A 23,616-nucleotide genomic window follows, 5' to 3' on the forward strand; every position below is an offset into this window, starting at 1 on the left:
GACAGTCCTTTGGCCATCGCCGTTCTTCAGGGGAGATGAAAATGTCGATGTTCGAAAATTTCGGCCGCTTGGGTGTGACTATCAGGCAAGCCCACGCCAGGAAGAAATCAATCCGAGCGCTGAACAGCTTGCCGGCCCATGTCCAGAAGGACATCGGCTGGCCGGCATCGCCGCCGAACGATCCGCAGGCCACACTCGCCTCGCTGCTGCTAGGCTCCACGCGGTGACGACGTTCGCAGACAAATACAAATTGCTCGGCGTCCACCGGGGATCCCACACATCCCCGATGGCCACCAGCAACCGATTGCCCGCGGCACTTTTGCCGCGTCGGGAACGACGCGCGGATCACACCAGCGTGTGGGCACAGCGTAAATCTTGACATTCTCGGCCAAGGCACGATCTCGTTACAAGGGGAGTTCTCTTAGTCGGCTGCAGCCGAAGTTCGTGTATCCGCATGCCAAGTTTGAAAAGCCACGTTGTGTCCTTCGTGCTCAGGCACAGCCGCAAGCAAGCCTTTTCCAGCCCGGAAAACCTGCAGCGCTGGATCGTCGCCGCGCGCAAGACGGAGGATCACCATCCGCCGGCCGCGCTGCATCAGCGTTTCGAAATCCAGACGCGCAGCGTGGGCGGTTTTCCGGTCTACGAAATCGCCCCCAGGGCCGGAGAGCACAAGCGGATACTCTACCTGCATGGCGGCGCTTATGTCTTTGAGATCACGCCCTATCACTGGTATCTGATCGCCGACATGGCCGACCGGCTGGGCTACGGCATCACCGTGCCGATCTACCCTATCGCCCCGGAACACGATTTCCACGCCATGTTCGGCATGGTTGGCGCTGTCTACCGCCAGATGCTCGATGAGACAGAGGCGCAAGATATCGTCTTCATGGGCGATTCCGCGGGCGGCAACATGGCCGTGGTGCTGACCATGATGGCGGCGGAAGAGGGTTTGCCGGTGCCGTCGCGCCATGTGCTGATTTCACCCGGCCTCGACGTCTCGCTCGCAAACCCCGAAGTGTTCGAGGCGGAGCGGAAGGATCCATGGTTGGGCATCGCCGGCGGGCGCGAGGCAATCCGGCTCTATAGTGCCGGTATGGATCCGACAGACTGGCGCATCAGCCCGGTCTATGGCGATCTGTCGGTGCTGCCGAAGACACTGCTCCTGACGGGCTCCCGCGATCTTCTCACGCCCGACAATCTGATTTTTGCACAAAAAGCCAGCGCCGCCGGTGTCGAGGTGGAGTTGGTCTACGAGGAAGGCATGTTCCACGTCTGGCCGCTGATCGACATGCCGGAAGCGCGGCGGGCGCGCCAACACATCGTCGCGTTTCTCACGGACGACGCCTCCACTCGGGCTGAAAGGGAAACGGCCAAGTCGTCGACCAAAACTTCATCCCAGCACACCAACCATTTCGGCCAGACGATCAATCGGCTCGGCGAACGTGACGAGATCGCCGAGCGCTGAAACTCGGCTCCACGACATCAGAACTTGCCGGTTTCCCTAAACACTTCGAAGGTCGCGCGGATGTGGTCGGCGACGGCCTTGACCGGCGCGCTGGCGTCCGGCGCCACCACCATGGCAAGATTGTAAGTGCCGATATCGGGCATTCCGTCCTTAGGACAGAGTTCAACCATGTCGTTGCCGAGGAACGATCTAGGCAGCGGCGCGACCGCGAGGTCGGCCATGATCGCGGCACGCTGGCCTGCGGTATGGGCACTCATATAAGCGACGCGATAGTTGCGGCCCTCGCGGCCCAATGCCTCGAGCGCGCCGGCCCGCCAGGCGCAGCCTTCTTCCCAAAGCGAAACCGGCAGCGGTTCGCGCAGATGCGCGCAGCCGCCCTTGGCGCCGGCCCACACGATCGGCTCGGTCAACAGCACCTCGGCGCCGAGCGCGCTGGTCTTGTACGAATTGGTCAACAGCGTGATGTCGAGCGCCCGGTCATCCATGCGCCGGCGAAGATTGCTGCTCTGGTCGATGGTGACGTCGACGGCGATCGAGGGATGCGACTGCGCGAAACGCTTCAACACATGCGGCAGCACGCGCTCGCCATAGTCGTCAGGTGAGCCGAGCCGCACCACGCCGACAATATCGGGGATGATGAATTTCGACACCACCTCACGGTTGATCGACAAAAGCCGCCGGGCATAGCCGAGCAGCATTTCGCCGTCCGTGGTCAGCGTCACCGAACGCGCGTCGCGCGCGAACACCGAGCGGCCGAGAATATCCTCCAGCTTCTTGATCTGCATGGAGACGGCCGACGGCGTCCGGAACACCGCATTGGCGGCGGTGGTGAAGCTGCCGGTCTCGGCAATCGCCACGAAGGTGCGCAAAACATCGAGATCGAGCAGCGGCAGCGGGTGATTGAGTGGGGCGTTCATGACGATCGACCTTCAATTTTTCTGATACAAAACATCATTCCATTTCGTTTGATTGAACATCAGATCAGGAGCATAGTCAACTCCATCGAAGCAGCATGCTGCCAAAAGCGGCCATGAAACGACCCCGGCTCAGACCTGCATTCGACGTGAAATGAAGCTGAAACCGACCTGACGTAACGCATTGCCGGCGCATGCCGCGCCGCAGCAAAGGAGATCGAAATGTCTATCCTATCGTCCCTCGGCCGCATCGCGACCGAATTCAACGCGGCCCGCGCCCGCTACCAGACCGAACGCGCCATCCGTTCGCTGCCGATCGAGCTGCAGAAGGATATCGGCTGGCCGGAAGCTTCCGACGCCAAGACCGGCATTCGCAGCGGCGTCGGATCCTGGGCTGGAGCAAAGTAAATCGTGTGTACCCCGTGCTGAAGGCCTGCCGCGCAACCCGCCCGGCAGGCCTTCTCTATTTATTTGTATTCAAACGAATTCACGAGCCATGTCGCCGCTGCATGGCGCATATGAGCAAGCCGCATAGCAGCTCGATTTTCAGGCTAAATCGCTGTAGATATTCATGAATCCTAGGCGTCTTGCTCATCGCTTGCCAAAATATGTCGCATCCGGTGTCGCTTTTCATATCAAGCGCTTCGCTTTTGCGATTTAGTTCCTGCTCACACAAGCCTATATCACCGTCAGCAAACGAGCTGCCCCACTCCATCAAGCGAAGGCGACCCGTTTAGAGCGACGTGCGTCCAATTGGACGCACAAAATGCGCTCTAACACTTTGAGTCTGCGCATCGTGCTTTCCGAAAATCAATTCGATTTTCGGGCTGATGCGCGAGCAACCGATTGGAGATGATCATGAAGCTTTTTGCCCGCCTCTTCGCCCGCCGCGAAATGAACCTGACCACCGCTCTCGAGCGTCAGCGTCTTGCCAACACCATGCCCGGCCAGACCGGCGCCATGGCCGCGGCGCGTCTCGGCTTCGTCGCCTGAACAAGCGCGGTTCCAGGAAAACCGTATTTTCCCGGCCGGAACTGCGTAGAAATCGAAAATACAAGACACCTCCTGAGCCGCGCCCCTGCCGCGGCTTCAGGGTTGACTGCCGCCGCCTCGGTCCGCCGAGGCGGCGTTTATTTGTTGCGCTTCCATCGCTCTCACAAGCCGACGGGGGCCTAGTTCGAGTAGGCACCGCGCGGCGATTGCCCATTTGCGACCCATGTCGCAAATTTAATCTTGCCAAAGCCGACTAGCCAATTGACAGGAATGGTTTTTCCTGATGACGCTATGCTATTCGCGACATCCTGTTCGCGTCATGGCCAGATGAGGTTCCCCGTGAACGCCGTCAAGCATCCGATCAAGCGATCGTTTGTGTTCTTCCTTGTTCCCGATTTCACCATGATCGCTTTTGCGACCGCGCTGGACCCGCTGCGCTCCGCCAATCGGATGCTCGGCTACGAGGCCTATCGCTGGCGCCTCGCCAGCATCGACGGCAAGCCGGTGCGCGCCTCGAACGGCGTCGAGTGTGCGGTCAACACCTCGCTGGAGGAGGAACGCAAGAAGATGGCAGGGCCGGATCGCCCCAACATGGCCATCCTCTGCAGCGGCACCAATGTCGAGCGCTACCAGAACAAGTCGGCCTTTGCCTGGCTGCGCGAGGAATACAATCGCGGCGTCGCGGTCGGCGGCCTGTGCACCGGTGCGCATATCCTCGCCGCAGCCGGGCTCCTGTCCAACAAGCGCTGTGCCATCCATTGGGAAAACCTGCCCGGTTTTTCCGAAGCGTTTCCGAAGGCCAATGTCTTTGCCGACCTGTTCGAGATCGACCAGAACATCTACACCTGCGCCGGCGGCACCGCCGCGCTCGACATGATGCTGAAGCTGATCGGCGACGATTTCGACGAGAACCTCGTCAACCGCGTGTGCGAGCAGGTACTAACCGATCGTGTGCGCAGTCCGACCGACCGCCAGCGCCTGCCGCTGCGCGCCCGCCTCGGCGTGCAGAACTCGAAAGTACTGACCATCATCGAGCTGATGGAGGCCAATCTGTCCGAGCCGCTGTCGCTGATCGAGATCGCCGACCATGTCGACCTGTCGCGCCGCCAGATCGAGCGCCTGTTCCGCACCGAGATGGGACGGTCGCCCGCCCGCTACTACCTCGAAATCCGCCTCGACCGCGCCCGGCATCTCTTGATCCAGTCGTCGCTGCCGGTGGTCGAGGTGGCGGTCGCCTGCGGCTTCGTCTCGGCCTCGCATTTCTCGAAATGTTACCGCGAGCTCTACGCCCGCTCGCCGCAGCAGGAACGCGTCGACCGCAAGCAATTGCTGGCGGCCTGATCCCGCATCAGGTCTCGGCCGACCGCACTTGCGCCGTTCGCATCGCCTCGACGCGGATGTCCTCGGTCAGTCGCGCCTTCAACGCCGAGAATTCGGGACTGGTCTTCAGCGTGTAGTGCCTGGGATGCGGCAGGTCGATGGCGACATCCGACTTGATGCGGCCGGGCCGCGCCGTCATCACGATTACGCGCGAGGCCATGAAGATCGCCTCCTCGATGTCGTGGGTGACGAACAGCACCGTCTTCTTGCGCCGTTCCCATATGCCGAGCAGCAATTCCTGCATCAGCCCGCGTGTCTGGTTATCCAGCGCCCCGAACGGCTCGTCCAGCAACAGGATTTCGGGATCGTTGGCCAGCGCCCGGGCGATCGCCGTGCGCTGCTGCATGCCACCGGACAGCTGCTTCGGCCAATGGTTCTCGAACCCCCTCAGCCCGACGAGATCGACATAGGAAGCGACGATGTCGTCCCGCTCCTTTTCGGCCGTGCGGCGTTCGCGCAGGCCGAAGCCGATGTTTTCGGCGACCGTCAGCCATGGAAACAGCGTGTAGGACTGGAAGACCATGCCGCGGTCCGGCCCGGGCCGTGTCACCGTCCTGCCGTCTAGCAGAACACGGCCTTCGCTCGGCGCCTCCAAGCCGGCGACGATCCTCAACAGTGTCGACTTTCCGCAACCGGACGGTCCCAAAACGGTGATGAAGTCGTTGGCCGCCACCGCCAGAACGATTGGTAAAAGCGCCTTGACGGGTTCCCCACCCCGCACGCCGGCAAAGGTTCGCGAGACACCCTCGATAAGAAGCTTGCTCACGCCAGGCTCCATGGAAAGAGCCAGCGGTTGAACGCCTTGAACGCGAAATCGGACAACAGCCCGATCAGGCCGATGATGATGATGCCGAAGATGATCTGCCCGGTCGCCAGCCGCGACTGGCTGTTGATGATCATGTACCCGATGCCCGACGATGAGCCGATCAATTCGGCCACGATGACATAGGTCCAGGCCCAGCCGAGCACCAGCCGTAGCGTCTCGGCGATCTCGGGCGCATTGGCCGGCATGATGACCCGCCTGACGATGCCGTTGTTGGTCGAGCCCAGCGTATAGGCGGCCTCGACCAGGTCGCGCCGCGTGGCCCCAACCTTGACGGCAATGATCAGGATGATCTGGAACACCGAGCCGACGAAGATGACAAGCAGTTTTTCCAGCTCGCCAATGCCGGCCCAAAGGATGAGCAGCGGAATGAAGGCCGACGCCGGCAGGTAGCGGGCGAAGGAGACGAAGGGTTCCAGAAACGCTTCCACCGGCTTCCAGGCGCCCATGGCGATGCCGAGCGGCACCGCGACGACCGAGGCCAGTACAAAGCCGCCGAATACCCGCCAGATGGTGATCAGTATGTCGAGCCAGAAACGATCCTCGACCAGCAGCCGCCAGCCGTCCCGCAGCATCGACAGCGGATCGGCGAGGAAGATGCGGTTGACGTGGCCGCCAAACGTGATCCAAGCCCAGAAGGCCACGAACAGCACGAAGAAAGAGATACCGAGCACGCTTCGCAGGCTCGGAGAGACAGGATGCAAGGGGCGCATCTTCGTCCTTTGTCAGCGGCAAGGCGGCGGCGCTCTGCGCCACCGCACGGTGCCCAGGGGTTGAACCGTTAATTCGCCACGGCGCTGGTGTCGGCCAGTGTGGCGACGTCGGGTGCCTCCTTGATCAGCCCCATCTGCAGCAGCAGATCGCCGGCGGTCTTGGAAAAGTCCTGGAATTCCTTGGTGAAGAACTGCTTGTTCTCGGCCTTGTCGGCCCATTTCAGGTACTTTGCCGAATCCTCGAATTCCTTGGCCGACTGTTTCACGTCGGCGCCCATGATCTCGTAGGATTTCTGCGGCTCCTTCTTGATCATGTCGAGGGCGTCGAAATAGCTGTCGGCAAGCGCCTTGGCGGCGTCGGGATTGGCCTTCAGGAATTCGGGCGTACAGCCGACCGTGTCGAGAACCATCGGATAGTCGAGCGTGGTCGCCAGGATATGGCCCTGGTCGGCCTTGTCGCGCACGGCCGAGATGAAGGGCTCATAGGTGACGGCCGCATCGTTCTGGCCGGCGAGGAAGGCCTGCGCCGCCGCGTCGGGTTCGAGATTGACGACCGTGACATCCTTGGTCGACATGCCGTTCTTGTTCAGCACCCAGGCCAGCAGGAAGTAGGGAGACGTTCCAGGCGCCGAGGAAGCGACGGTCTTGCCCTTGAGATCGGCGACTGTCTTGATGTCGTTGCGCACCACGATGCCATCGGCGCCATAGGATTTGTCGAGCTGGAAAATCTGCTTGGTGGTCACCCCGCTGGCGTTCCAGACCAGCCAGGTCTCGACCGTGGTGGCGGCGCATTGCAGGTCGCCGCTGGCGATGGCGAGCGGACGGCTGGCCTGCGGCACCTTCTTCAAGGTCACGTCGAGCCCATGCTTCTCGAACAGCCCTGCCTGCTTGGCAAGTGTCAGCGGCGCGAATCCGGTCCATCCACTGATGCCGATGGTGAGCGATGTGGCGGCCTTCGCCGGCGCGGACAAGCCCGCGGCAAGCGTCAATGTCGCGGCAAGGACGGTTATTCTGTTCATATCGGTTCCCCTTTTGTTTTTCTGCGGGAAATTGTTCACAGAGCCGATGGGCTTGTCAATCAACAGGACCGTGTTCGCGCGGAAAGCAGCCGGCAACCGGTTTGGTATTGCGCTATCTGGTGTCGGGCATCCAGTTGCGGTTGCGCCACATTTTCTCGCCGACCTGGCAGTCGGCGGCGGGTTTGTCCCGCGCCAGCACCACTGGCGGATGATCCGCCTCCGCCGCCGCCCATTGCCGTGACGCCGGGCCGGCGAGCTCCAGCACCAGCTTGCGGCGGATGGCTTCGGGAAATTGCGTCCAGTCGTTGACCGGGATCATGAAGGCGCCGGGACCGCCGATGACGCAGTCGCTGTAGTAGCGATCGAGATCGTTGACGTCATAGACGCCGGAAAAGCCGCCTCGGGTCATCAGCGGCAGGCCGTTGATGACTATGCCTTGCCTGACCACCCCGTCGCGGGCGAGATTGACCGGCGCGCCCTGGTTGTTTGGCCCGTCGCCCGAAATGTCGATGACGCGCTTGGTTCCCTGGTAGCCGCTTTCGGCGAAAAGGTCGCTGCCGAACTCCAGCGCGCCGGAGATCGAGGTGCGCCGCGCGCTGTTGGGCGGCTGAGCCGACAATTGCGCCACCACCCGCTCCGCGTCGGCCCGGGTCGCGATCGCTGTCCACGGCACGATGACGCGTTGCCAGTTGGTGCCGGCCCATTCGACATAGGTGACGGCGATCTTGCCATAGGCGCCATCGGCAATCGCCTGCAGCACATTGTCGTGCGTCAGCGCCGCCGCGTAGCCATGACGCTGGATCTCGAGCTCGTCGGCCGACATTGACAGCGACACGTCCACCGCCAGCACCAACTCGACATCGACCGGCTCGTCGGCGCGGGACATTGGCGCCAGCCAGAACGTAACCGCCAGGGCAACGGCGCTCGAAAGCAGATGTCTTGCAGTGCCAAAACCAGACATGCCGCTAGGGTAAGCCAGAATCGACAGCTGAAAAAGAGAAAAGCCCGACCTGGGCCGGGCTCATCCAAATGCGCGCGAAATTCTTGGCGAAGGCTCAGCTCCGCGGCTTGAGATTCTCAGGGTCGTAAAGCGGCTTGTAGCCGACACTGGCGACTTCAACCGGATAGGTCTCGCCGAAATACTCGACCTTGAGCTTGCGGCCCTCCTGGGCATAGGCCCAGGGCAGATAGGCGAGCGCGATGTTCTTGCCGATCGTCGGGCCATAGGCGGCCGATGTCGTGAAGGAGCGGCGGCCGAGTTCGTCGACCAGCGTTTCCCCGCTCTCGGGGTCCATCACCGGCATGATGCCGACGGGATAACGGGCGACACCCCTGGAATCCTTGTTCTCGGTCATCACCAACGTGCATAGCATCGCCGGCTGGTGCGCGCGCTCACGATACTCCAAATGCTTGGCCTTGCCGCAGAAATCGTTCTCCTTGACCTTCGGGCGGGCGAGATCGGCTTCCAGCAGATTATACTCGGTCAAGAGGTCGGCATTCTGCAGCCGCAGGCTCTTCTCCATGCGGCGCGTATTGGCGTAGGTCTCGACGCCGAATGGCATGACACCGGTCGAGCGCAGCGCGTCCCAGACGGCGAGACCATCCTCGTAGCGCATATGCAGTTCCCAGCCCTGCTCGCCGACATAGGAGATACGGAACGCCGTAACGTCCTTGCCGCCGATCCGGACCGGCTTGATCGCCGCGAACGGAAAATTCTCCGGCGAAAGCCCATCCGGGCTCTCGACCACCTTTTGCAACGTCGTGCGGGCATTCGGCCCCCAGATGCCGATGGTGACGTACTTCTCGGTCACGTCGGTGATGGTGACGTCGAACCCTTTGTCCTGAGCCGTGCGGCGCATGTACTGGAAGTCGCGCGGGCCGGCGTCGGCGCCGTCGATCAGCCGGCAGCGGTCGGCCATGCGGATCACCGTGAAGTCGGCGCGCACCATGCCTTCCTCATCGAGGAAGTGGGTATAGATGCCCTTGCCGATGTTGTTGTCGCCGCCGATCTTGGCCGCGCACAGCCATTCCAGCAGCGCGACATGGTCGGGCCCTTCGATGTCATACATCGAGAAATGCGAGAGGTTCACGATGCCGCAATCCTCGCTCATCGCCAGATGCTCGGCGTTGGAGACACGCCAGAAATGGCGGTTGTCCCATTCGTTCTCGCGCACCGGCACGCGGTTGCCATACTTCTCAAGCAGATGCTCGTTGGCGGCATAGCCATGCGCACGCTCCCATCCGCCCAGCTCCATGAAATAACCGCCGAGTTCCTTTTCACGCTCCCAGAACGGCGAGCGCCTGATGTTGCGGGCCTTGGAGAAGGGTTCACGCGGATGCACCGCCGGGTTGTAAACCTTCATCGCCGTCTCGGTGCAGCGATCCCAGATGAATTGTTCCTCGGTCTGGTGTGGATAGAAGCGCGCATAGTCGATGGCGTGGTGGTCGATCGCGGTGCGGCCGTCCGTCATCCAGTCGGCGATCAGCTTGCCCATGCCAGGGCCGTCCTTGACCCAGATGGCGACAGCGTACCACAGGCCCCTCACCTTCTGGCTCTCGCCCATGGAAGGGCCGCCATCGGCCGTCACCTGCAGCAGGCCGTTGAAGGAATGGCTTTCATTATAGCCGAGTTCGCCCAGGATCGGCGTCAGTTCCATGGCGCGCTCGAGCGGCGCCAGGATCTGCTCCATATCGAGATCACGCTGCGACGGCGACAGCCGTGCCTGGTCCTTCTCCAGCAGGTCGCGCGGATGGCAGAGGCGCGGATTGGTCTCTTCGTAGTAACCCCATTCGATCTGGCCCCCCTCGGCGGTCTTGGGATCGCCGGTGTCGCGCATATAGGCCGAGTTGCCTTGGTCGCGCAGCAGAGGCCAACCGATCTCCTTGCCGGTGCCGGCGAACTCGGTATATGGGCCGAAGAAGGTCAGCGGATGGTCGATCGGCATGACCGGCAGGTCCTCGCCGACCATCTCGGCGATCAGCCGGCCCCAGATGCCGGCGCAGACGATGACATAGTCGGCCTCGATCGTGCCGCGGTCGGTCACCACGGCACTGATGCGGCCGTCCTTGACCACGAGCGACTTCGCCGGCGTGTTGGCGAAGGATTTGAGCTTGCCGGACGCTTCCGCCTGGTCGACCAGCTTGCCGGCAACGGTCTGCGAGCGCGGAATAACGAGGCCGGCATCCGGATCCCATAGGCCGCCCTGCACCAGATCCTGTTCGATGAGCGGGAATTTATCCTTGATCTCGGCGGGATCGATCAAACGGGCGCGTGTGCCGAACGCCTTGGCCGAGGCGATCTTGCGTTTGATCTCGTCCATGCGTCCGTCGTCGCCGACACGGGCGACCTCGAGGCCACCGACGCGCGCGTAATGACCCATCTTCTCGTAGAAATCGATGGAATAGAGCGTCGTCCAGCACGACAGAAAATCGTGGCTGGTGGTGTAGCAGAAATCGGAAGCGTGCGCGGTCGAGCCGATATCAGTGGGGATGCCCGACTTGTCGATGCCGACAATGTCGTCCCAGCCGCGCTCGATCAGGTGATGGGCGATCGATGCGCCGACAATGCCGCCGAGGCCAATGATGACGACCTTCGCCTTTTTTGGAAACTCTGCCATTGCCCGCGACTCCAGAATGCTGTTGCGGGCGGCGTCGGCGCCCGTCTGATCGGGGCACAATATGCAAGCGACGGGGACGGCGCTACCGCCTGTTTGCGACACGCCTCGGATGCGGCGCGACCCCTCCGCAAATCAGGAAAAACATCTACTCGTCAGGCGAAAGCCCAGACGTCCTCGGCCTGGAAGCCGACCTGGTAGCCCGCTGTCTTCAGCTTGACCACCACCTGTCCGATCTCCGGCGCGGGCAGCGCACCAACCTCGACCTTGATCATGCCGGGACGATAGCGCTTGAGGTCGAGTTGCTCGAACACGATCCAGTCGGCGCCTTCGCAATCGACGAGGAAGGCGTCGATATGGGTGATGCCGTTGCGGTCGAGCAATGTCTGCAAGGTCTCCGACGGCACCTCAATGTCTTTCAGATGCGGCGCGAACTTGTTGAAGTTGGCGTCGGCCTCGCCCCAGGCATTCTTGCCCGACATCAAATTGGTGTCGGTCACCGACGAGCAGCCGATGAACTCGATCGGCAGCGTGCCGGCTTCCAGTGCGGCAGCGTCAAAGGTGTGGACGGTGATCGTGCCTTTTGTTCGCGTCACCGCGACGGGTTCGATGACGAAGCGGTCCGTGTCAGGGTAATTGGCGCGCAGCCGTTTCTGGTTGTACGGGATCGGCTCGACCAGCATGGCGCGGGCCCTTGGAATGCGGTGCAGCCACGGCGTCACGTCATCGAACAGTGCGCCATCGCAGGCGCCGACATTGACCATCTGGAATGGCCGGCCGGTATCACCGAAGCGTGCCTTCAGCGCCGCCTTGGCCAAAAACTTGGTGCCGCGCAGCGAAGGCCCGCGATCGAGCAGGCCGGCGGGAAGGCCGAGCGACAGGGCAATGCGCGCCAGGTTGGAAACTGAACTCATGATTTGTCTCCTGGTATGATGTGCAGGGCGGCGCGGTGCTGGACGCCGGCGACCTCCGCCCACAACGCCATGAAAGGCGGTGCCAGCAGCAGGAATGGCGGGATCAGATGCGGGAAATAGATGCGCGTGTCGTGAATCGGGAAGACGCTGAATTTGGCCAGCGCACCGAGCACCAGCGCGGCAAACAGAATGCCCGCGCGGCGACCGAGCCTGAAGCCGGCGCGGTGGGCCGCGAACCACCCGGCCAGCGCCAGAACCGAGACTCCGACCCAGCTGTTAAGGTTGATGGCGCGCAGCAGCGAGGCGGCAAACGCCCGGAGATAGGCAGTGGCGGAAAAAGCCGGCTCGAACCCGTCCATATTGTAGTGTTGCCCGATACTGGAAAACCACAGATGCGGCCACCAGCCGGGATGATGGGCCCAGTGCGAAATGGCGAAATACGCGGCGAGCGAAGCGGCAAACCCGACCAGCGCGCCCCAGGCCCTCTGCCGGAACAGGACCAGCAGCACAGCGAAAACGGCGAGAAAAACTATGTTGTCCGGCCGCACCATGAAGGCGAGGAAGAGCAGGATCGCCGTCGCCGCCTCGCGGCCTCGGACATAAGCGAAGAGACCGCCGAGCAACAGCGCCGAGGTAAGCAGGTCCGGTGTCGAAGCGCGCGCGGCGTCGCCGAAATCGGCCATGATCAGCACCGCGCCGACCACCGGTGCCAACGCCAATGCCTTTTCCCCGCGCAGCCAAAGCAGCGTGATCGCGCCGAACAGCAGGACCGAAAACACCTGCACCAGTCGCATCGCTTCGACTGGCGACATTACGGAACTCAGCGTCGACAGGATTTCGGCATAGAGGAACTTGATCCGGTACATGCCGAGCAACGAATGGAAGTCGGCGGCGTTCTGCGCCATGTGGCTGCGGAAACCGCCGCCATCGTCGGTCAGCGCCTTGTAGTCGCCCGCCGAGACACCCGATTTGACGGTGTTGTAGGCATAGTCATGCAGCGCCTGCGCATCCGGGTAGGTGCCCTCCTCCGATATTGCGAGATAGGGCAGCATGTCCCAGTTGGCGTCGGGCATCACCCAGGCCGTGAACGCCGTCAAAAGCATATAGAGGGCGAAGGCAGCCGCACCGATCGGAGCCGCCAGCCGCGCATAGGTCCCCTCGCCCCACGCCAGACCGGCCTCGGCGAGCCGGTCGAGTGGATTTTGCGGAGCGGGCGACTTGGTCAGCATGTCTTCTCAGCGACGTTCGTTTCAGCGGACTTGGCTTTTGACGAAATCCTTCACGATCGCCACGATGCCGCGCGACAAGAGACCGTCGAAGGCATCGACGAAGCGGTCGACATGCTCGCGCCGGCAGATCAGCGGCGGCTCGAGCCGGATGACATTGCGGTTGTATTCGGTGAAGGCGACGAGCACGTCGTAGTCGCGCAGCAGCAGCGCGCCGACGAAACCGGACAGCGAACCCTTCAGCTTGTCGTCGAGCACGCTGACGATGGGGCGCAGCACCATCGGCAAGGTCTGCGAGAAGTCGTGGAACTCCAGCCCCACCATGAAACCCTTGCCGCGCACGTCCTTGATGACCTTCGGGTATTTTTCCCTTAGTGTCTGCAGCCGCTGCAGCAGGTACTCGCCGGTGACGGCGGCGTTGTCGATCAGCCCCTCGTCGTAAAGCACGTTGATGCCCTCGATCGCAGTGGCACACGCCTCGCCCATGCCGCCGAAAGTGGCCATGGCGTGGATCATCGCCGTCTTCGGCGTGCCGTAGGCCTTCATGTAGATTTCGCGGCGCGCAATCATCGCGCCGACAGCAGCCTTGCCGGCGCCCAGCGATTTGGCCAGTGCCGTCACATCGGGCACGACACCATGATGCTCGAAGGCATAGAAGCGGCCCGAGCGGCCATAGCCGCACTGCACTTCGTCGGCGACCCACAGCACATGATGCTGGTCGCACAGCGCCCGCAGCTTCTGCCAGTATTCAGTCGGCGCCTGGATGATGCCACCGCCGCCCTGGATGGTTTCCAGCACGATGACGCCGATCTCCGGATCGGAGCGGAACAGGCGCTCTACGGCCTCGATATCGGCAAAGGGAATGCGGACGGTGTTGTCGGCCATCCTGAAGTCGGCGCGATAGAGCTGGCCGTCGGTGATGCCCAGTACACCCTTGGTCTTGCCGTGGAATGAATTTTCGGCATAGACGATTTTCGGTCGCTTCGGGCCGGCGGCACGCTCGGCAAGCTTCACCGCCGCTTCCATCGCTTCCGAGCCGGACGAGCCCAAAAACACCATGTCGAGATCGCCAGGCGAACATTTGGCGATGTTGTGCGCCAACGCGGCCGCATATTGCGACATGAAGGCGATGGCGATTTCCTGCCGCTTTTCCTCCTGGAATTTTTTGCGTACTTCCAGAATGCGCGGATGGTTGTGGCCAAAGGCCAGCGACCCGAAGCCGCCGAAGAAATCGAGGATCTTGCGGCCCTTCTGGTCGATGTAGAACATGCCCTCTGCACGTTCGATCTTGATCTTGTGGAAGCCGAGCAGCTTCATGAAATGCAGCTGGCCGGGGTTGAGATGCGCCTTGAACAGGTCGGTCATCCCTGCGATATCCATCGACTTGGCCTGCTCGACGCTGATCAGATCGGGCTTGGCGGTGGTGGCGGGCGACAGTGTCGGGGCGCTGACCAGGGTGCGCGTATTCGTCTGTTCCGGCTTGGCCATGACGGTCATTTCAATCTCCTGTTCGCGCCCGAGACTGGCGTCGTGCGCAATAAACTGTTCGGCGCGCCCCTATTCGGCGGGCACATGTTTGGTGGCGACGGCGGGCCCGGCCTTCTTGGCGCGGTATTCGCTGTAGGCGGCGATCAGCATGTCTTCGTCGCGGTACCGCGGCACCCAGCCGAGCTGCCGCTCGGCCTTGGACACGTCGAGCACGCAGTCCTCGTCGGCGATGAGATATTGCTCCGGATCCATGATCGGCATGTTTAAGAGGTCGAGCAGGTCGAGCGTGCGCTTGACCGCCCAGCCGGGTGTAGGCAGCAGGATCGACTTCGATCCGGCATGCCGGATCAGGTCGCCAAGCAATTTCTTTACCGCCGGCGGATTGAGCGACCCGAGATTATAGGCCTCGTTGGGCACACCGGCCTTCCACGCGGCGCGCGCCGCCTCGGCGCAGTCGAACACCGAGATGAACTGATAGGGGTTGCGGCCCGAACCGATCATCGGCACGGGAAAGTTCCAGTCGATCAGCTTGAACAGCTTTTCGAGGATGCCGAGCCGGCCGGGGCCGATGATAAGGCGCGGGCGAAACAGCGAGATCGACATGCCGCGCTTGCGCCATTCGGCGGCCAGTTCCTCGGTCTTCTGCTTCGACCAGCCATACTCGCCGAGCGGCGCGACCGGGTGCTCCTCGGTCATCGGCTGGGTAACGGTGTGACCATAGATCATGTCGGTCGTATAGTGGACGAGCCTGGGGGCACCAGCCTTGTCCATGGCCTGCAGGATGTGCTCGGTGCCGTGGAAATTGACCGGAAAGAAGAAGTCGTGTCGCTTCGCCCGCACCTGGATCGGCGACAGCATCTTGGCCGATAAATTGTAGACCATGTCGTCGGCCTTCAGCCCGACCCCGGCAACCGAGCCTTGGTCGGTGACGTCGCACTTGATGAAGCGGACAGTGCGGTAATGCGCAAGGTCGCTCCTGGCGATGTCGGCGACGACAACCTCTTCACCGTCGGCCACAAGCTTCGGCGCCAGGTGACGGCCAACAAAGCCGTCACCCCCGAAAATCACATGTCTCATCGAACGATCTCGTTTGCTTGTATCTTGTCGGGCGTAATGGAAGCGCTCTGGTCTTCATGCCCTCGCCCACTTTGCGCGATCAGCACCGTGCCTACGCAGATCAAGGCAATGCCGGCGATGCGCCAACCATTCAGGTCCTCCCGGAAGACGAAATAGGCAAAGATCGCGACCGCGACGTAAGCCAGGCTCAGAAACGGATAGGCGAAGGAAAGCTCGACCTTGGAAAGCACGTAGAGGTGCGAGGCCATCGAAATGACGAAGGTGCACAGGCCAAGGAAGACCCAGGGGCTGAAGACGATCTGCAACAGCTTGATCAGCGGATTGGCGCCCTCGAATGAAATCGGTCCGAGCGACATCATGCCTTGCTTCAGCATCAGCTGCGCAGCAGCATTTGTCATGACCGTAAACAAAATGAAGACGATATATTTCATGTAGTCCGCCGCCCCTGTGATATTAGGTAATACAAATCTGAAAAGATTTCGTGAACCCGAAGACATTTTTTGGGTAAATGTTGATGTTAAGCGTTCGTAAACCACAATTCATTCTAAGTTTATCTATTCGGCCGCCTCTGCATCGCGCCGCCGCAGGTCGATACTCCCGGCCGTGCGCGCCCAGAAGCCGGACATGAAGGCGGGATCGCGCAGCGCTTCCAGCCTCGGCCACTCCGGGAACGAAGCGACGAAGGTTGCGGCACTCATGCGCGCATCCTTGTAAGGATTGACCGCCCCACCAGCCGCGATCGTCATGCGGTCGAGTTCGCCGAGCAGGGCAAGCGTCGCCGCTCCCCTGTTGGGGAAGTCCAGCGTCAGCGTGTAACCCGGACGAGGGAACGACAGCAGTGCCGGCGAGCGGACCCCGCCGAAGCGCTTCAAAACGGTGAGGAACGACCCCTGCCCAGCCTGCCTGGCCGCCGTGAGCAGTGCCGGCACGATTGCGCGCGCGGCCTCTTCCGGGACCACGCTCTGATGCTGGAACAGACCTTTCGGGCCATAGAGCCTGTTCCAGTCGCGCACACCGTCGAGCGGGAAGAAGAAGCCCTGGTATCCGACCCGGCGCGGCGCCTTGGACTGCCCCTTTTTCCACCTGTAGGCTGCGTTGAAAGCTGTCAGGAACGGTCGGCTGAGCACGTTGAATGGCGGCTGGAGCGGAACGGAGAATTTCGCGCTCGCACGCGCGGCCGCGTGCGAGCCGTGCTCGGCGTGGTTGCCGGTAAACAGCAGCCCCCGTCCGCTGTTGCGGCCACCGACGAGCTGGTCGATCCAGGCGACGGCATATTCATTGGCCTGGTCCGCCGCGTCGGCAAGATCGAAATATTCGCGGAGGTCGCGAAACCGCATCGTCTTTTCCATGATATCGAGCGACGGAACCCGCATCAGCCGGATCGAAGCCGACAGGATCAGGCCGGTGAGGCCCATGCCGCCGATGGTCGCCCGAAACAGGCACGGATTGTCGGTCGCAGAGCAGCGATAGCTGTGTCCATCCGACCGAAGCAGCGTGAAGCTTTCCACATGGCAACCGAACGTGCCGCGCCGGTGATGGTTCTTGCCATGGACATCGTTGGCAATGGCGCCGCCGAGCGTGACGAATTGTGTGCCGGGCACCACCGACGGGAAGAAGCCATGAGGCGCGGCATGTGCAATGACATCCGCGAGCAGCACCCCGGCATCCGCTTCGAGCAGACCGCTCTCGGCGTTGAAGCCGCGAATGCGGTTCAGGGGCCGCATGTCGATGACAGTGCCGAGCTGGTTCTGGCAGGAATCGCCGTAGGATCGGCCGTTGCCATAGGCAAGCAGCGACGCTTGCCTGGCCTGGCCGCCCTTCAGCAGCGCAATGGCGTCATCGGCGTGGATCGCCCTTGCCGCCGGCGGCGTGGCAAGGCCAAAGCTCTGGAGGCGTTCCGCCATGCCTACCAGCCCCCGATGACCAGCAGCACCGCGCCGATCGCCACCACGATCTGGCTGCGCCAGTCGCGAATGATGAAGACGACCGGATCGTCGTGCATTTCGTCGCGGCGCGCCAGGATCCAGACACGCATGGTGAGATAAAGCACGATCGGCGCCAGCGGCCAGATCAGCCAGGGATGCGGATAGAGTTCGCGCACCGCGACGCTGTCCATGTAGAGCGCCAGCACCAGCGCCGAGGAGAACGCCGAAGCCATGCCGGCCTGGGCGACAATCTCCTGGTCTTCGGTGCGATAGCCGCGGCCGGCAATGCGTTCGCCGGGCGGAATGGCTGTGGTGCGCAATTCGACAAAGCGCTTCACCAGTGCCAGCGACAGGAAGAAGAAGATCGAGAAGGCGAGCAGCCAGAACGAGACGTCGACGCCTGTGGCGGCCGCGCCGGCGAGCACACGAATGGTGTAGAGGCCGGCAAGCGTCAGCACGTCGACCAGAAGCATGCGCTTGAACGATAGCGAATAGGCCGTGGTAACGACCATGTAGCCACCGAGCACAGCCAGGAATTCAAGCGACAGGAACAGCCCGGTGCCGACGCCGATCGCCAGCAGCACCGCGATTGCGCCAAGGCCGAACGGAATAGACAGCGCACCGCTGGCGAACGGCCTGTTGCGCTTGGTCAGATGCTTGCGGTCGAGCGCAAGGTCGAAGAAATCATTGAGGATATAGATCGCCGACGCCACCGCGCTGAACGAGATGACCGCCAGCAGGCATTCCCAGATCATGTTTGAATTGAAATATTCGTGCGACAGCATCATCGGCACGGCGATCAGCGAATTCTTCAGCCACTGGTGGACGCGCAGCATCTTGACGATGGTCCGCAATGTCGGCTTGGGCGCCGGCATCGTTTCGGCACCATGCGCCGCCTGCCAGCGCGCGGCATGACGGTCCGGCGCCACCACGATCGCGCTGCGCGCCGCGTCGAAGACCTGGAGGTCATGGCGGCTGTTGCCGGCATAGTCGAAACCGGCATCGCCATAGGCCGCAAGGAGCGAGGCTCGCTTCTTTCCCGAAGTGAGATTGTCGAGGCCCTCGGTGGCCAGTACCCGGTCGAAAATGCCGAGATGGACAGCAATGGCGTCGGCGAACTTGCGCGGCGTGCCGGTGGCCAGTACGAGCTTGCGGCCTTCGGCGTGCTCGGTGCGGAGCCGGTCGAGCAGTGGCGCCCGATAGGGCAGCGTGGCGGGGTCGATGTCGATGCGTTGGGCGATCGCCTGCTTCAGCCGCGCCGGTCCGCCGGCAACCCAGAAAGGCACCAGGAAGAAATAGAGCGGGTTCTTCTTGAGGAGGATGAACAATCCTTCCCATAAAAGGTCCGTCGCGATCAGCGTGCCGTCGAGATCGACCGCAAGCGGTATTGCGTTCCTGTCCGACCGCGCGTCCATGCCCGTCCTGCCCTGCCAGCGTCTGATCCGGAAACCGGAACCCGTTGAGCGCCGTGTTTTGGCGTCTTGATGCTGGTATAGCGGGGGATCGCCTAGCGAACATTAAAACGCACGGTTGCAAAGGGCTGCCGCTGCCGTATTTCCATCGTCATTGTTAAACAACAGCTACCGGAAACGATAAAAGGCCGAGCAAACGCCCGGCCTTTCCAATCATGCGACCGAGATTACTTGATGCGGGCGACGCCGCCTGAAATCTCCACGGTTTCCGAACCGGTCAGCGCTTCAAGGTCGCCATTGGGCAAGGTGACAAAACAGCCACTCTGGCAGAACTCGACGGTTTCACCGCCAGCCAGCGCAAGCTCGGTCTTGCTGCCGCCCTCGGTCACGACCAGCGTGCGTGTCTCGGCGTCCTTGTTGACCGCGCTAGCGGCATGGGCCGAGCCGCTCACGGCGAGCAAGGCCACGGCAGCGACGAGAGACTTCCACATTTGCAATATCGGTGTTCCCACCGCCTCTGTTGCATTTCCACAAGGCATTCTCGCCTTTGCATGGGAACTTATATGAGATGGAAGCTGAACCGCAACTGAATGCCGCATTCATGCCGCAATTGGCTTTGGCTTTCGCACATACCCCCGCCAACCTGGCCGCGCGGCAATGCGGTGTTGTCGGCAATGGCAGCCCGGCAGGAGGATCCAGAGCCTAATCCGGATCGGGTTTCTTCGACTTGCGCTGCTTCGGCAGCTTTTTCGCTTCGGCCTCGGCTTGCGCCTTGGCCTCTTCCCGTTCGGCGAAATCGGCCTCGATCTTGTCGTCGTCGGTCGGCCATGCCACGTGCTTCTTGGCCTCGACGACCGCGCGCGGCGTGGACGGGATTTCGATGTGCTGGTCGTCGAATCTTTCCAGCACGGTGAAGCGGACGTCGTTCTGCACGATGTTGCCGTTCATCACATCGGCCAGGAACACGCGGATCTCGAATTCGAGTGCGGCGGGTCCAAAATTGGAAAACAAGACGAAAGGCTCGGGGTTCTTCAGCACCAGCGGATGGCTGCGCGCGATATCCAGCAGCACCGCGTGGACCTGCTTGACGTCGCTGCCATAGGCGACGCCCACCTTGATGTCGATGCGACCGAGCTTGTTGCGGTGCGTCCAGTTGCCGACGGCGTTGTTGATCAGGTTCGAATTGGGCAGGATCACCGACTGCCGCTGGAAAGTCTCGATCTCCGTGGCACGCACGCTGATCTTCTTGACCGTGCCGCTGACGTCGCCGGCCACGATCCAGTCGCCGACCTTGAACGGCCGCTCGGCCAAAAGGATCAGGCCGGAGACGAAATTCGACACCACATTCTGCAGGCCAAAGCCGATACCGAGGGAAAGAGCACCCGCGACCAGCGCCAGGCTGGAAAGGTCGATGCCGGCCGCCGAGATGCCGACCAGCGCGGCGAGTGCCACGCCGGCATAGCCGACCGCCAGCCGGATCGAGTTGCGCACACCGGCGTCGACCTTGCCGCGCGCCATGACCGAGCCGTCAAGCCAGCCCTGGAACCAGCGCGTCAGGAAATAGCCGATGACGAAGACGACGATGCCCGACAGGATGCCGGTGACCGAAATGGTCACCGAACCGATATTGATTCCGGTGGCGAGCTTGTACGCCCACGCCTCGATATCGCCGGGCTGGAAGCCCCACATCAAAAGGATCAGCGGCAGAAACACCAGCACTATCATCACGTTGATGGCAATGCTGACGACAAGGCCGAGCTGGTCGAGTGCGGTATCTTCATAGCTGGAATTGGCCGACAGCCAACGCCCGACCGAGGTGTTGGCGAAAGCACCCTCCTCGCCGATCGCCTGCGCCGACAGGAAGCCGATATAGGCCGTTATCAACGCGGTGCCTGTGACCACGACTTGTAGCGAGACGAACAGAGCAAGGCCGATATACCCGAGCAGCGCCGCGATGATGGTGAAAAGCCCCAGCCCGAGCGAGGTGTAGCGCAGCCAGGCCGGCCATGGGCGCCAGCTTCCGTCACGCGCCCTGAACGGCCTCAGCATCGCCATCAGGATCAGGATAACGCCGACGATGATGGTGGCGACGAAACTGCGCGCGATGGTCAGCGACAGCGGCGACCCCATCTTGTCGTTCACGACCGACAGGAAGGTGTTGAAGCTGATCACCACGGCCATGGCGGTGGTCAGGCGGACCAGCCAGCGCGCCGGCCCGGTTTCGACGGGGATGAGCCGCCAGTTGGGCAAACGCGGTTCGAGTGCCGCGTTGGTCAGCCGATTGACACAGAACACCACGCCGATGACGGTGGCCAACGCATTGAGGAAGAGGCCAATATCGCCGCGCAACACGTTGTAGTAATTGAAGAAGAAGATCGTCGAGCCGAGAAAGGCGGCCACCGCCAGCGTCGGCAGCAAGGTCGACCAGAAGGCCACCGACAGGCGGCTGAGATAGGATGGGTCCTCATTGGTCGGATCGGCCTCGAACACCCGCCCGAACAGGCGCCTCCCGCCGACCAGCAGCACCAGCGCCAGGCCGAGCGCCACGAAAGTCGCCGCCAGGATAGCCTGGAACTTGAACTTGATGGCGAAGCTCAGCCAGGACGACACCGCCTTGTAGAAATTGCCGAACTCGTCGCGCGCGTCGGAAAACACCTGCGGGCTCAACGCGTCCGAGAGCACGTAGCGCTTGGTCAAAAGATTGCGGAACAGCGCGCTGCGCATGTTGCCGATCTTGTCGATCAGCCCGCTGATGCGGATCGACAAGGATTGAGCTTGCGCGATGACCGCGTTGATCTCGGCCTTTTCGGATGTCAGCCCCTCGCGTTCGGCGCTGACGATGCCGGGTTCAGCCGGTTGGCCGGAGGGGGGCGGCGGCCCGAGCTGTTCGAGCCTGCTGTTGATTTCGCCCAGCCGTGTGCGGAACGCCAGCGCGCTGGTCAGCGATTGCCGTGACAATTCCTCGAGCTGCAGGCGGATGTCGACGAGGTTGCTGTCGTCCTCGCCATCCTGCTGTATCTGCTTCTCGAAATTGTCGGCCTTTGTCGCCAGGCCCTGAATGATCTTTTGCTGGTCGGCGACCAGTCCAGCGGGCGCCTGGCCAACGCCTTGCGCCGCCGCCTCGAACGACAGCGGCGCCGAAACGACAAGCGCCAGGACCAGGATGAGGCGAAGCAATCGAAAAAACATGATGAATAGGCGACTCGCGGGCGGCAAAGGCATCAAAAAGCCTGTCCTTGATAAAGACGGCCATATCATGGGGCAAGTCACCGCGACGATCGCGCTGCTCAAGCGTCGGCCAGTCGAAAGGCGATGGCGCAATATTGGCTTTGCATCAGCCCCCTGCTCTATAGTCTGCCGCATCGCCCGCAACGGACATCATACACATGGCAGAGTACTCGGCCCTTTCGCTGCTCGCGAACGCGCTCAAGGGAAACAAGGACTGGAAGCCGGCCTGGCGCAAGCCGGATCCGAAGGCCTCCTACGACGTCATCATCATCGGCGGCGGCGGGCATGGGCTGGCGACCGCCTACTATCTAGCCAAGGAACACGGCATCACCAATGTCGCGGTGCTGGAGAAAGGCTGGCTGGGGTCCGGCAATGTCGGCCGCAACACCACGGCCGTTCGCTCGAATTACCTGCTGCCCGCCAACACCCGCTTCTACGAACATTCTATGAAGCTGTGGGAAAACCTGTCGCACGAGCTCAATTACAATGTCATGTTCTCGCAGCGCGGCTGCCTGAATCTGGCGCACACGCCGGCTCAGTTCGACGACTACGCAAGACGCGGCAACGCGATGCGCCATCTCGGCGTCGATGCGGAATTGATGACACCAGCCGAGATCAAGCGCCTGATCCCGGCGCTCGACATCTCCGATGAGGCACGCTTTCCCGTGGTCGGCGGCCTGATGCAGCGGCGGGCCGGCACCGCCCGGCACGATGCCGTCGCCTGGGGCTATGCGCGCGGCGCAGACCGGCGCGGCGTCGACATCATCGAGAATTGCGAGGTCACCGGTTTCCTGCGCGACGGCGACCGGGTTACCGGCGTTGCCACCTCGCGCGGCGATATCAGGGCCAAGAAGGTAGCGGTCGCGGTGGCTGGCAGCACCGGACGGGTCATGCAACTCGCCGGCGTCGAGACGATGCCGATCGAAAGCCATGTGCTGCAGGCCTTCGTCACCGAATCGCTGAAACCCTTCATCGACACGGTCGTGACCTTCGGCATGGGCCATTTCTACATGTCGCAGTCCGACAAGGGCGGCCTTGTCTATGGCGGCGACATCGACGGCTACAACAGCTACGCTCAGCGCGGCAACCTGCCCATCGTTGACGAGGTGATGAGCGAGATGCTGGCCCTTTTCCCGGGCCTTGCGCGTGTGCGCATGCTGCGCTCCTGGGGCGGCGTCTGCGACATGTCGATGGACGGCTCGCCGATCATCACCATGGGGCCCCTGCCCGGCATGTATCTCAATTGCGGCTGGTGCTATGGCGGCTTCAAGGCAACGCCCGCTTCCGGCTGGTGCTTTGCCTGGACCATCGCCAAGGATCAACCGCACGATTTCAACGCCCCGTTCACGCTGGACCGCTTTCATCGGGGGCTGGTGATCGACGACAAGGGCCAGGGTGCAAACCCGAGGCTTCACTAGACAAGGC

Annotated in this window: 21 protein-coding genes; 6 read left to right on the forward strand and 15 right to left on the reverse strand. The window is 62.2% G+C overall.

Features of this window, described 5'->3' with window-relative positions:
• The first annotated feature begins 41 nt into the window (after positions 1 to 41).
• Both AC3CB8_RS22290 and AC3CB8_RS22295 read left to right on the forward strand, forming a co-directional pair.
• Positions 42 to 227, forward strand: coding sequence for a hypothetical protein (locus AC3CB8_RS22290; RefSeq protein ID WP_352564741.1), 186 nt, complete (start codon positions 42 to 44; stop codon positions 225 to 227).
• A gap of 227 nt (positions 228 to 454) precedes the next feature.
• A complete protein-coding gene (locus tag AC3CB8_RS22295; RefSeq protein ID WP_352564739.1) occupies positions 455 to 1,465 on the forward strand; it encodes an alpha/beta hydrolase in 1,011 nt (336 codons plus the stop codon).
• Between the two features lie 17 nt (positions 1,466 to 1,482).
• On the opposite strand, the gene AC3CB8_RS22300 is transcribed toward AC3CB8_RS22295, so the two are convergent.
• Complete coding sequence (locus AC3CB8_RS22300) at positions 1,483 to 2,382, reverse strand: LysR substrate-binding domain-containing protein (RefSeq protein WP_015317416.1); 900 nt, start codon at positions 2,380 to 2,382, stop codon at positions 1,483 to 1,485.
• Between the two features lie 219 nt (positions 2,383 to 2,601).
• On the opposite strand from AC3CB8_RS22300, the gene AC3CB8_RS22305 reads away from it, so the two are divergent.
• The 3 genes from AC3CB8_RS22305 (at position 2,602) to AC3CB8_RS22315 (ending at position 4,713) form a co-directional block, all read left to right on the forward strand.
• On the forward strand, positions 2,602 to 2,787 hold the full coding sequence (locus AC3CB8_RS22305) for a hypothetical protein (protein WP_023769849.1): 186 nt from the start codon (positions 2,602 to 2,604) through the stop codon (positions 2,785 to 2,787).
• A 450-nt stretch (positions 2,788 to 3,237) separates the two neighbouring features.
• A complete protein-coding gene (locus AC3CB8_RS22310) occupies positions 3,238 to 3,372 on the forward strand; it encodes a hypothetical protein (RefSeq protein WP_013894968.1) in 135 nt (44 codons plus the stop codon).
• A 327-nt stretch (positions 3,373 to 3,699) separates the two neighbouring features.
• Positions 3,700 to 4,713, forward strand: coding sequence for a GlxA family transcriptional regulator (locus AC3CB8_RS22315; protein WP_352596360.1), 1,014 nt, complete (start codon positions 3,700 to 3,702; stop codon positions 4,711 to 4,713).
• 7 nt (positions 4,714 to 4,720) lie between these two features.
• On the opposite strand, the gene AC3CB8_RS22320 is transcribed toward AC3CB8_RS22315, so the two are convergent.
• The 14 genes from AC3CB8_RS22320 to AC3CB8_RS22385 form a co-directional block, all read right to left on the reverse strand.
• Positions 4,721 to 5,518 (reverse strand): ABC transporter ATP-binding protein, encoded by a 798-nt coding sequence (locus AC3CB8_RS22320; RefSeq protein ID WP_023769846.1) that lies wholly within the window; start codon positions 5,516 to 5,518, stop codon positions 4,721 to 4,723.
• Positions 5,515 to 6,288: an ABC transporter permease gene (locus AC3CB8_RS22325; RefSeq protein WP_023769845.1), complete on the reverse strand. Its 774-nt coding sequence runs from the start codon at positions 6,286 to 6,288 to the stop codon at positions 5,515 to 5,517. The genes AC3CB8_RS22320 and AC3CB8_RS22325 overlap by 4 nt, the downstream gene beginning before the upstream one ends.
• Before the next feature lie 68 nt (positions 6,289 to 6,356).
• Complete coding sequence (locus tag AC3CB8_RS22330; protein ID WP_023769844.1) at positions 6,357 to 7,307, reverse strand: ABC transporter substrate-binding protein; 951 nt, start codon at positions 7,305 to 7,307, stop codon at positions 6,357 to 6,359.
• Positions 7,308 to 7,419: 112 nt separating this feature from the next.
• Complete coding sequence (locus tag AC3CB8_RS22335; protein ID WP_023769843.1) at positions 7,420 to 8,268, reverse strand: DUF1194 domain-containing protein; 849 nt, start codon at positions 8,266 to 8,268, stop codon at positions 7,420 to 7,422.
• Positions 8,269 to 8,362: 94 nt separating this feature from the next.
• Entirely contained in the window at positions 8,363 to 10,924 is a 2,562-nt protein-coding gene (locus AC3CB8_RS22340) for a GcvT family protein (RefSeq protein WP_352564736.1), read from the reverse strand.
• 152 nt (positions 10,925 to 11,076) lie between these two features.
• Positions 11,077 to 11,835: an FkbM family methyltransferase gene (locus tag AC3CB8_RS22345; protein ID WP_023769841.1), complete on the reverse strand. Its 759-nt coding sequence runs from the start codon at positions 11,833 to 11,835 to the stop codon at positions 11,077 to 11,079.
• On the reverse strand, positions 11,832 to 13,064 hold the full coding sequence (locus AC3CB8_RS22350; protein ID WP_352564734.1) for a hypothetical protein: 1,233 nt from the start codon (positions 13,062 to 13,064) through the stop codon (positions 11,832 to 11,834). Before AC3CB8_RS22350 ends, AC3CB8_RS22345 begins: the two co-directional genes overlap by 4 nt.
• A gap of 21 nt (positions 13,065 to 13,085) precedes the next feature.
• Entirely contained in the window at positions 13,086 to 14,558 is a 1,473-nt protein-coding gene (locus tag AC3CB8_RS22355) for an aspartate aminotransferase family protein (protein WP_352564732.1), read from the reverse strand.
• A 60-nt stretch (positions 14,559 to 14,618) separates the two neighbouring features.
• Entirely contained in the window at positions 14,619 to 15,626 is a 1,008-nt protein-coding gene (locus tag AC3CB8_RS22360) for an NAD-dependent epimerase/dehydratase family protein (protein WP_352564730.1), read from the reverse strand.
• Positions 15,623 to 16,057, reverse strand: coding sequence for an EamA family transporter (locus AC3CB8_RS22365; protein ID WP_023783088.1), 435 nt, complete (start codon positions 16,055 to 16,057; stop codon positions 15,623 to 15,625). The genes AC3CB8_RS22360 and AC3CB8_RS22365 overlap by 4 nt, the downstream gene beginning before the upstream one ends.
• A gap of 123 nt (positions 16,058 to 16,180) precedes the next feature.
• Positions 16,181 to 17,530, reverse strand: a complete 1,350-nt coding sequence (locus AC3CB8_RS22370; protein ID WP_352564728.1) for an FAD-binding oxidoreductase — start codon at positions 17,528 to 17,530, stop codon at positions 16,181 to 16,183.
• A gap of 2 nt (positions 17,531 to 17,532) precedes the next feature.
• Positions 17,533 to 18,966: a UbiA family prenyltransferase gene (locus tag AC3CB8_RS22375; protein WP_023783086.1), complete on the reverse strand. Its 1,434-nt coding sequence runs from the start codon at positions 18,964 to 18,966 to the stop codon at positions 17,533 to 17,535.
• A 224-nt stretch (positions 18,967 to 19,190) separates the two neighbouring features.
• Positions 19,191 to 19,454 (reverse strand): hypothetical protein, encoded by a 264-nt coding sequence (locus tag AC3CB8_RS22380; protein ID WP_015317401.1) that lies wholly within the window; start codon positions 19,452 to 19,454, stop codon positions 19,191 to 19,193.
• 211 nt (positions 19,455 to 19,665) lie between these two features.
• Positions 19,666 to 22,152 (reverse strand): mechanosensitive ion channel family protein, encoded by a 2,487-nt coding sequence (locus AC3CB8_RS22385; RefSeq protein ID WP_023783085.1) that lies wholly within the window; start codon positions 22,150 to 22,152, stop codon positions 19,666 to 19,668.
• Between the two features lie 197 nt (positions 22,153 to 22,349).
• On the opposite strand from AC3CB8_RS22385, the gene AC3CB8_RS22390 reads away from it, so the two are divergent.
• Positions 22,350 to 23,609: a sarcosine oxidase subunit beta gene (locus AC3CB8_RS22390; protein WP_352564725.1), complete on the forward strand. Its 1,260-nt coding sequence runs from the start codon at positions 22,350 to 22,352 to the stop codon at positions 23,607 to 23,609.
• Positions 23,610 to 23,616: the final 7 nt, after the last annotated feature.

This window comes from Mesorhizobium sp. P160927, from assembly GCF_057766385.1.

Bases quoted from the DNA above. Each gene is read 5' to 3' on its own strand.
- AC3CB8_RS22290 (WP_352564741.1), top strand. From the start codon at position 42: ATGTCGATGTTCGAAAATTTCGGCCGCTTGGGTGTGACTATCAGGCAA.
- AC3CB8_RS22295 (WP_352564739.1), top strand. From the start codon at position 455: ATGCCAAGTTTGAAAAGCCACGTTGTGTCCTTCGTGCTCAGGCACAGC.
- AC3CB8_RS22300 (WP_015317416.1), bottom strand. From the start codon at position 2,382: ATGAACGCCCCACTCAATCACCCGCTGCCGCTGCTCGATCTCGATGTT.
- AC3CB8_RS22305 (WP_023769849.1), top strand. From the start codon at position 2,602: ATGTCTATCCTATCGTCCCTCGGCCGCATCGCGACCGAATTCAACGCG.
- AC3CB8_RS22310 (WP_013894968.1), top strand. From the start codon at position 3,238: ATGAAGCTTTTTGCCCGCCTCTTCGCCCGCCGCGAAATGAACCTGACC.
- AC3CB8_RS22315 (WP_352596360.1), top strand. From the start codon at position 3,700: ATGAGGTTCCCCGTGAACGCCGTCAAGCATCCGATCAAGCGATCGTTT.
- AC3CB8_RS22325 (WP_023769845.1), bottom strand. From the start codon at position 6,288: ATGCGCCCCTTGCATCCTGTCTCTCCGAGCCTGCGAAGCGTGCTCGGT.
- AC3CB8_RS22330 (WP_023769844.1), bottom strand. From the start codon at position 7,307: ATGAACAGAATAACCGTCCTTGCCGCGACATTGACGCTTGCCGCGGGC.
- AC3CB8_RS22335 (WP_023769843.1), bottom strand. From the start codon at position 8,268: ATGTCTGGTTTTGGCACTGCAAGACATCTGCTTTCGAGCGCCGTTGCC.
- AC3CB8_RS22340 (WP_352564736.1), bottom strand. From the start codon at position 10,924: ATGGCAGAGTTTCCAAAAAAGGCGAAGGTCGTCATCATTGGCCTCGGC.
- AC3CB8_RS22345 (WP_023769841.1), bottom strand. From the start codon at position 11,835: ATGAGTTCAGTTTCCAACCTGGCGCGCATTGCCCTGTCGCTCGGCCTT.
- AC3CB8_RS22350 (WP_352564734.1), bottom strand. From the start codon at position 13,064: ATGCTGACCAAGTCGCCCGCTCCGCAAAATCCACTCGACCGGCTCGCC.
- AC3CB8_RS22355 (WP_352564732.1), bottom strand. From the start codon at position 14,558: ATGACCGTCATGGCCAAGCCGGAACAGACGAATACGCGCACCCTGGTC.
- AC3CB8_RS22360 (WP_352564730.1), bottom strand. From the start codon at position 15,626: ATGAGACATGTGATTTTCGGGGGTGACGGCTTTGTTGGCCGTCACCTG.
- AC3CB8_RS22365 (WP_023783088.1), bottom strand. From the start codon at position 16,057: ATGAAATATATCGTCTTCATTTTGTTTACGGTCATGACAAATGCTGCT.
- AC3CB8_RS22370 (WP_352564728.1), bottom strand. From the start codon at position 17,530: ATGGCGGAACGCCTCCAGAGCTTTGGCCTTGCCACGCCGCCGGCGGCA.
- AC3CB8_RS22375 (WP_023783086.1), bottom strand. From the start codon at position 18,966: ATGGACGCGCGGTCGGACAGGAACGCAATACCGCTTGCGGTCGATCTC.
- AC3CB8_RS22380 (WP_015317401.1), bottom strand. From the start codon at position 19,454: ATGTGGAAGTCTCTCGTCGCTGCCGTGGCCTTGCTCGCCGTGAGCGGC.
- AC3CB8_RS22385 (WP_023783085.1), bottom strand. From the start codon at position 22,152: ATGTTTTTTCGATTGCTTCGCCTCATCCTGGTCCTGGCGCTTGTCGTT.
- AC3CB8_RS22390 (WP_352564725.1), top strand. From the start codon at position 22,350: ATGGCAGAGTACTCGGCCCTTTCGCTGCTCGCGAACGCGCTCAAGGGA.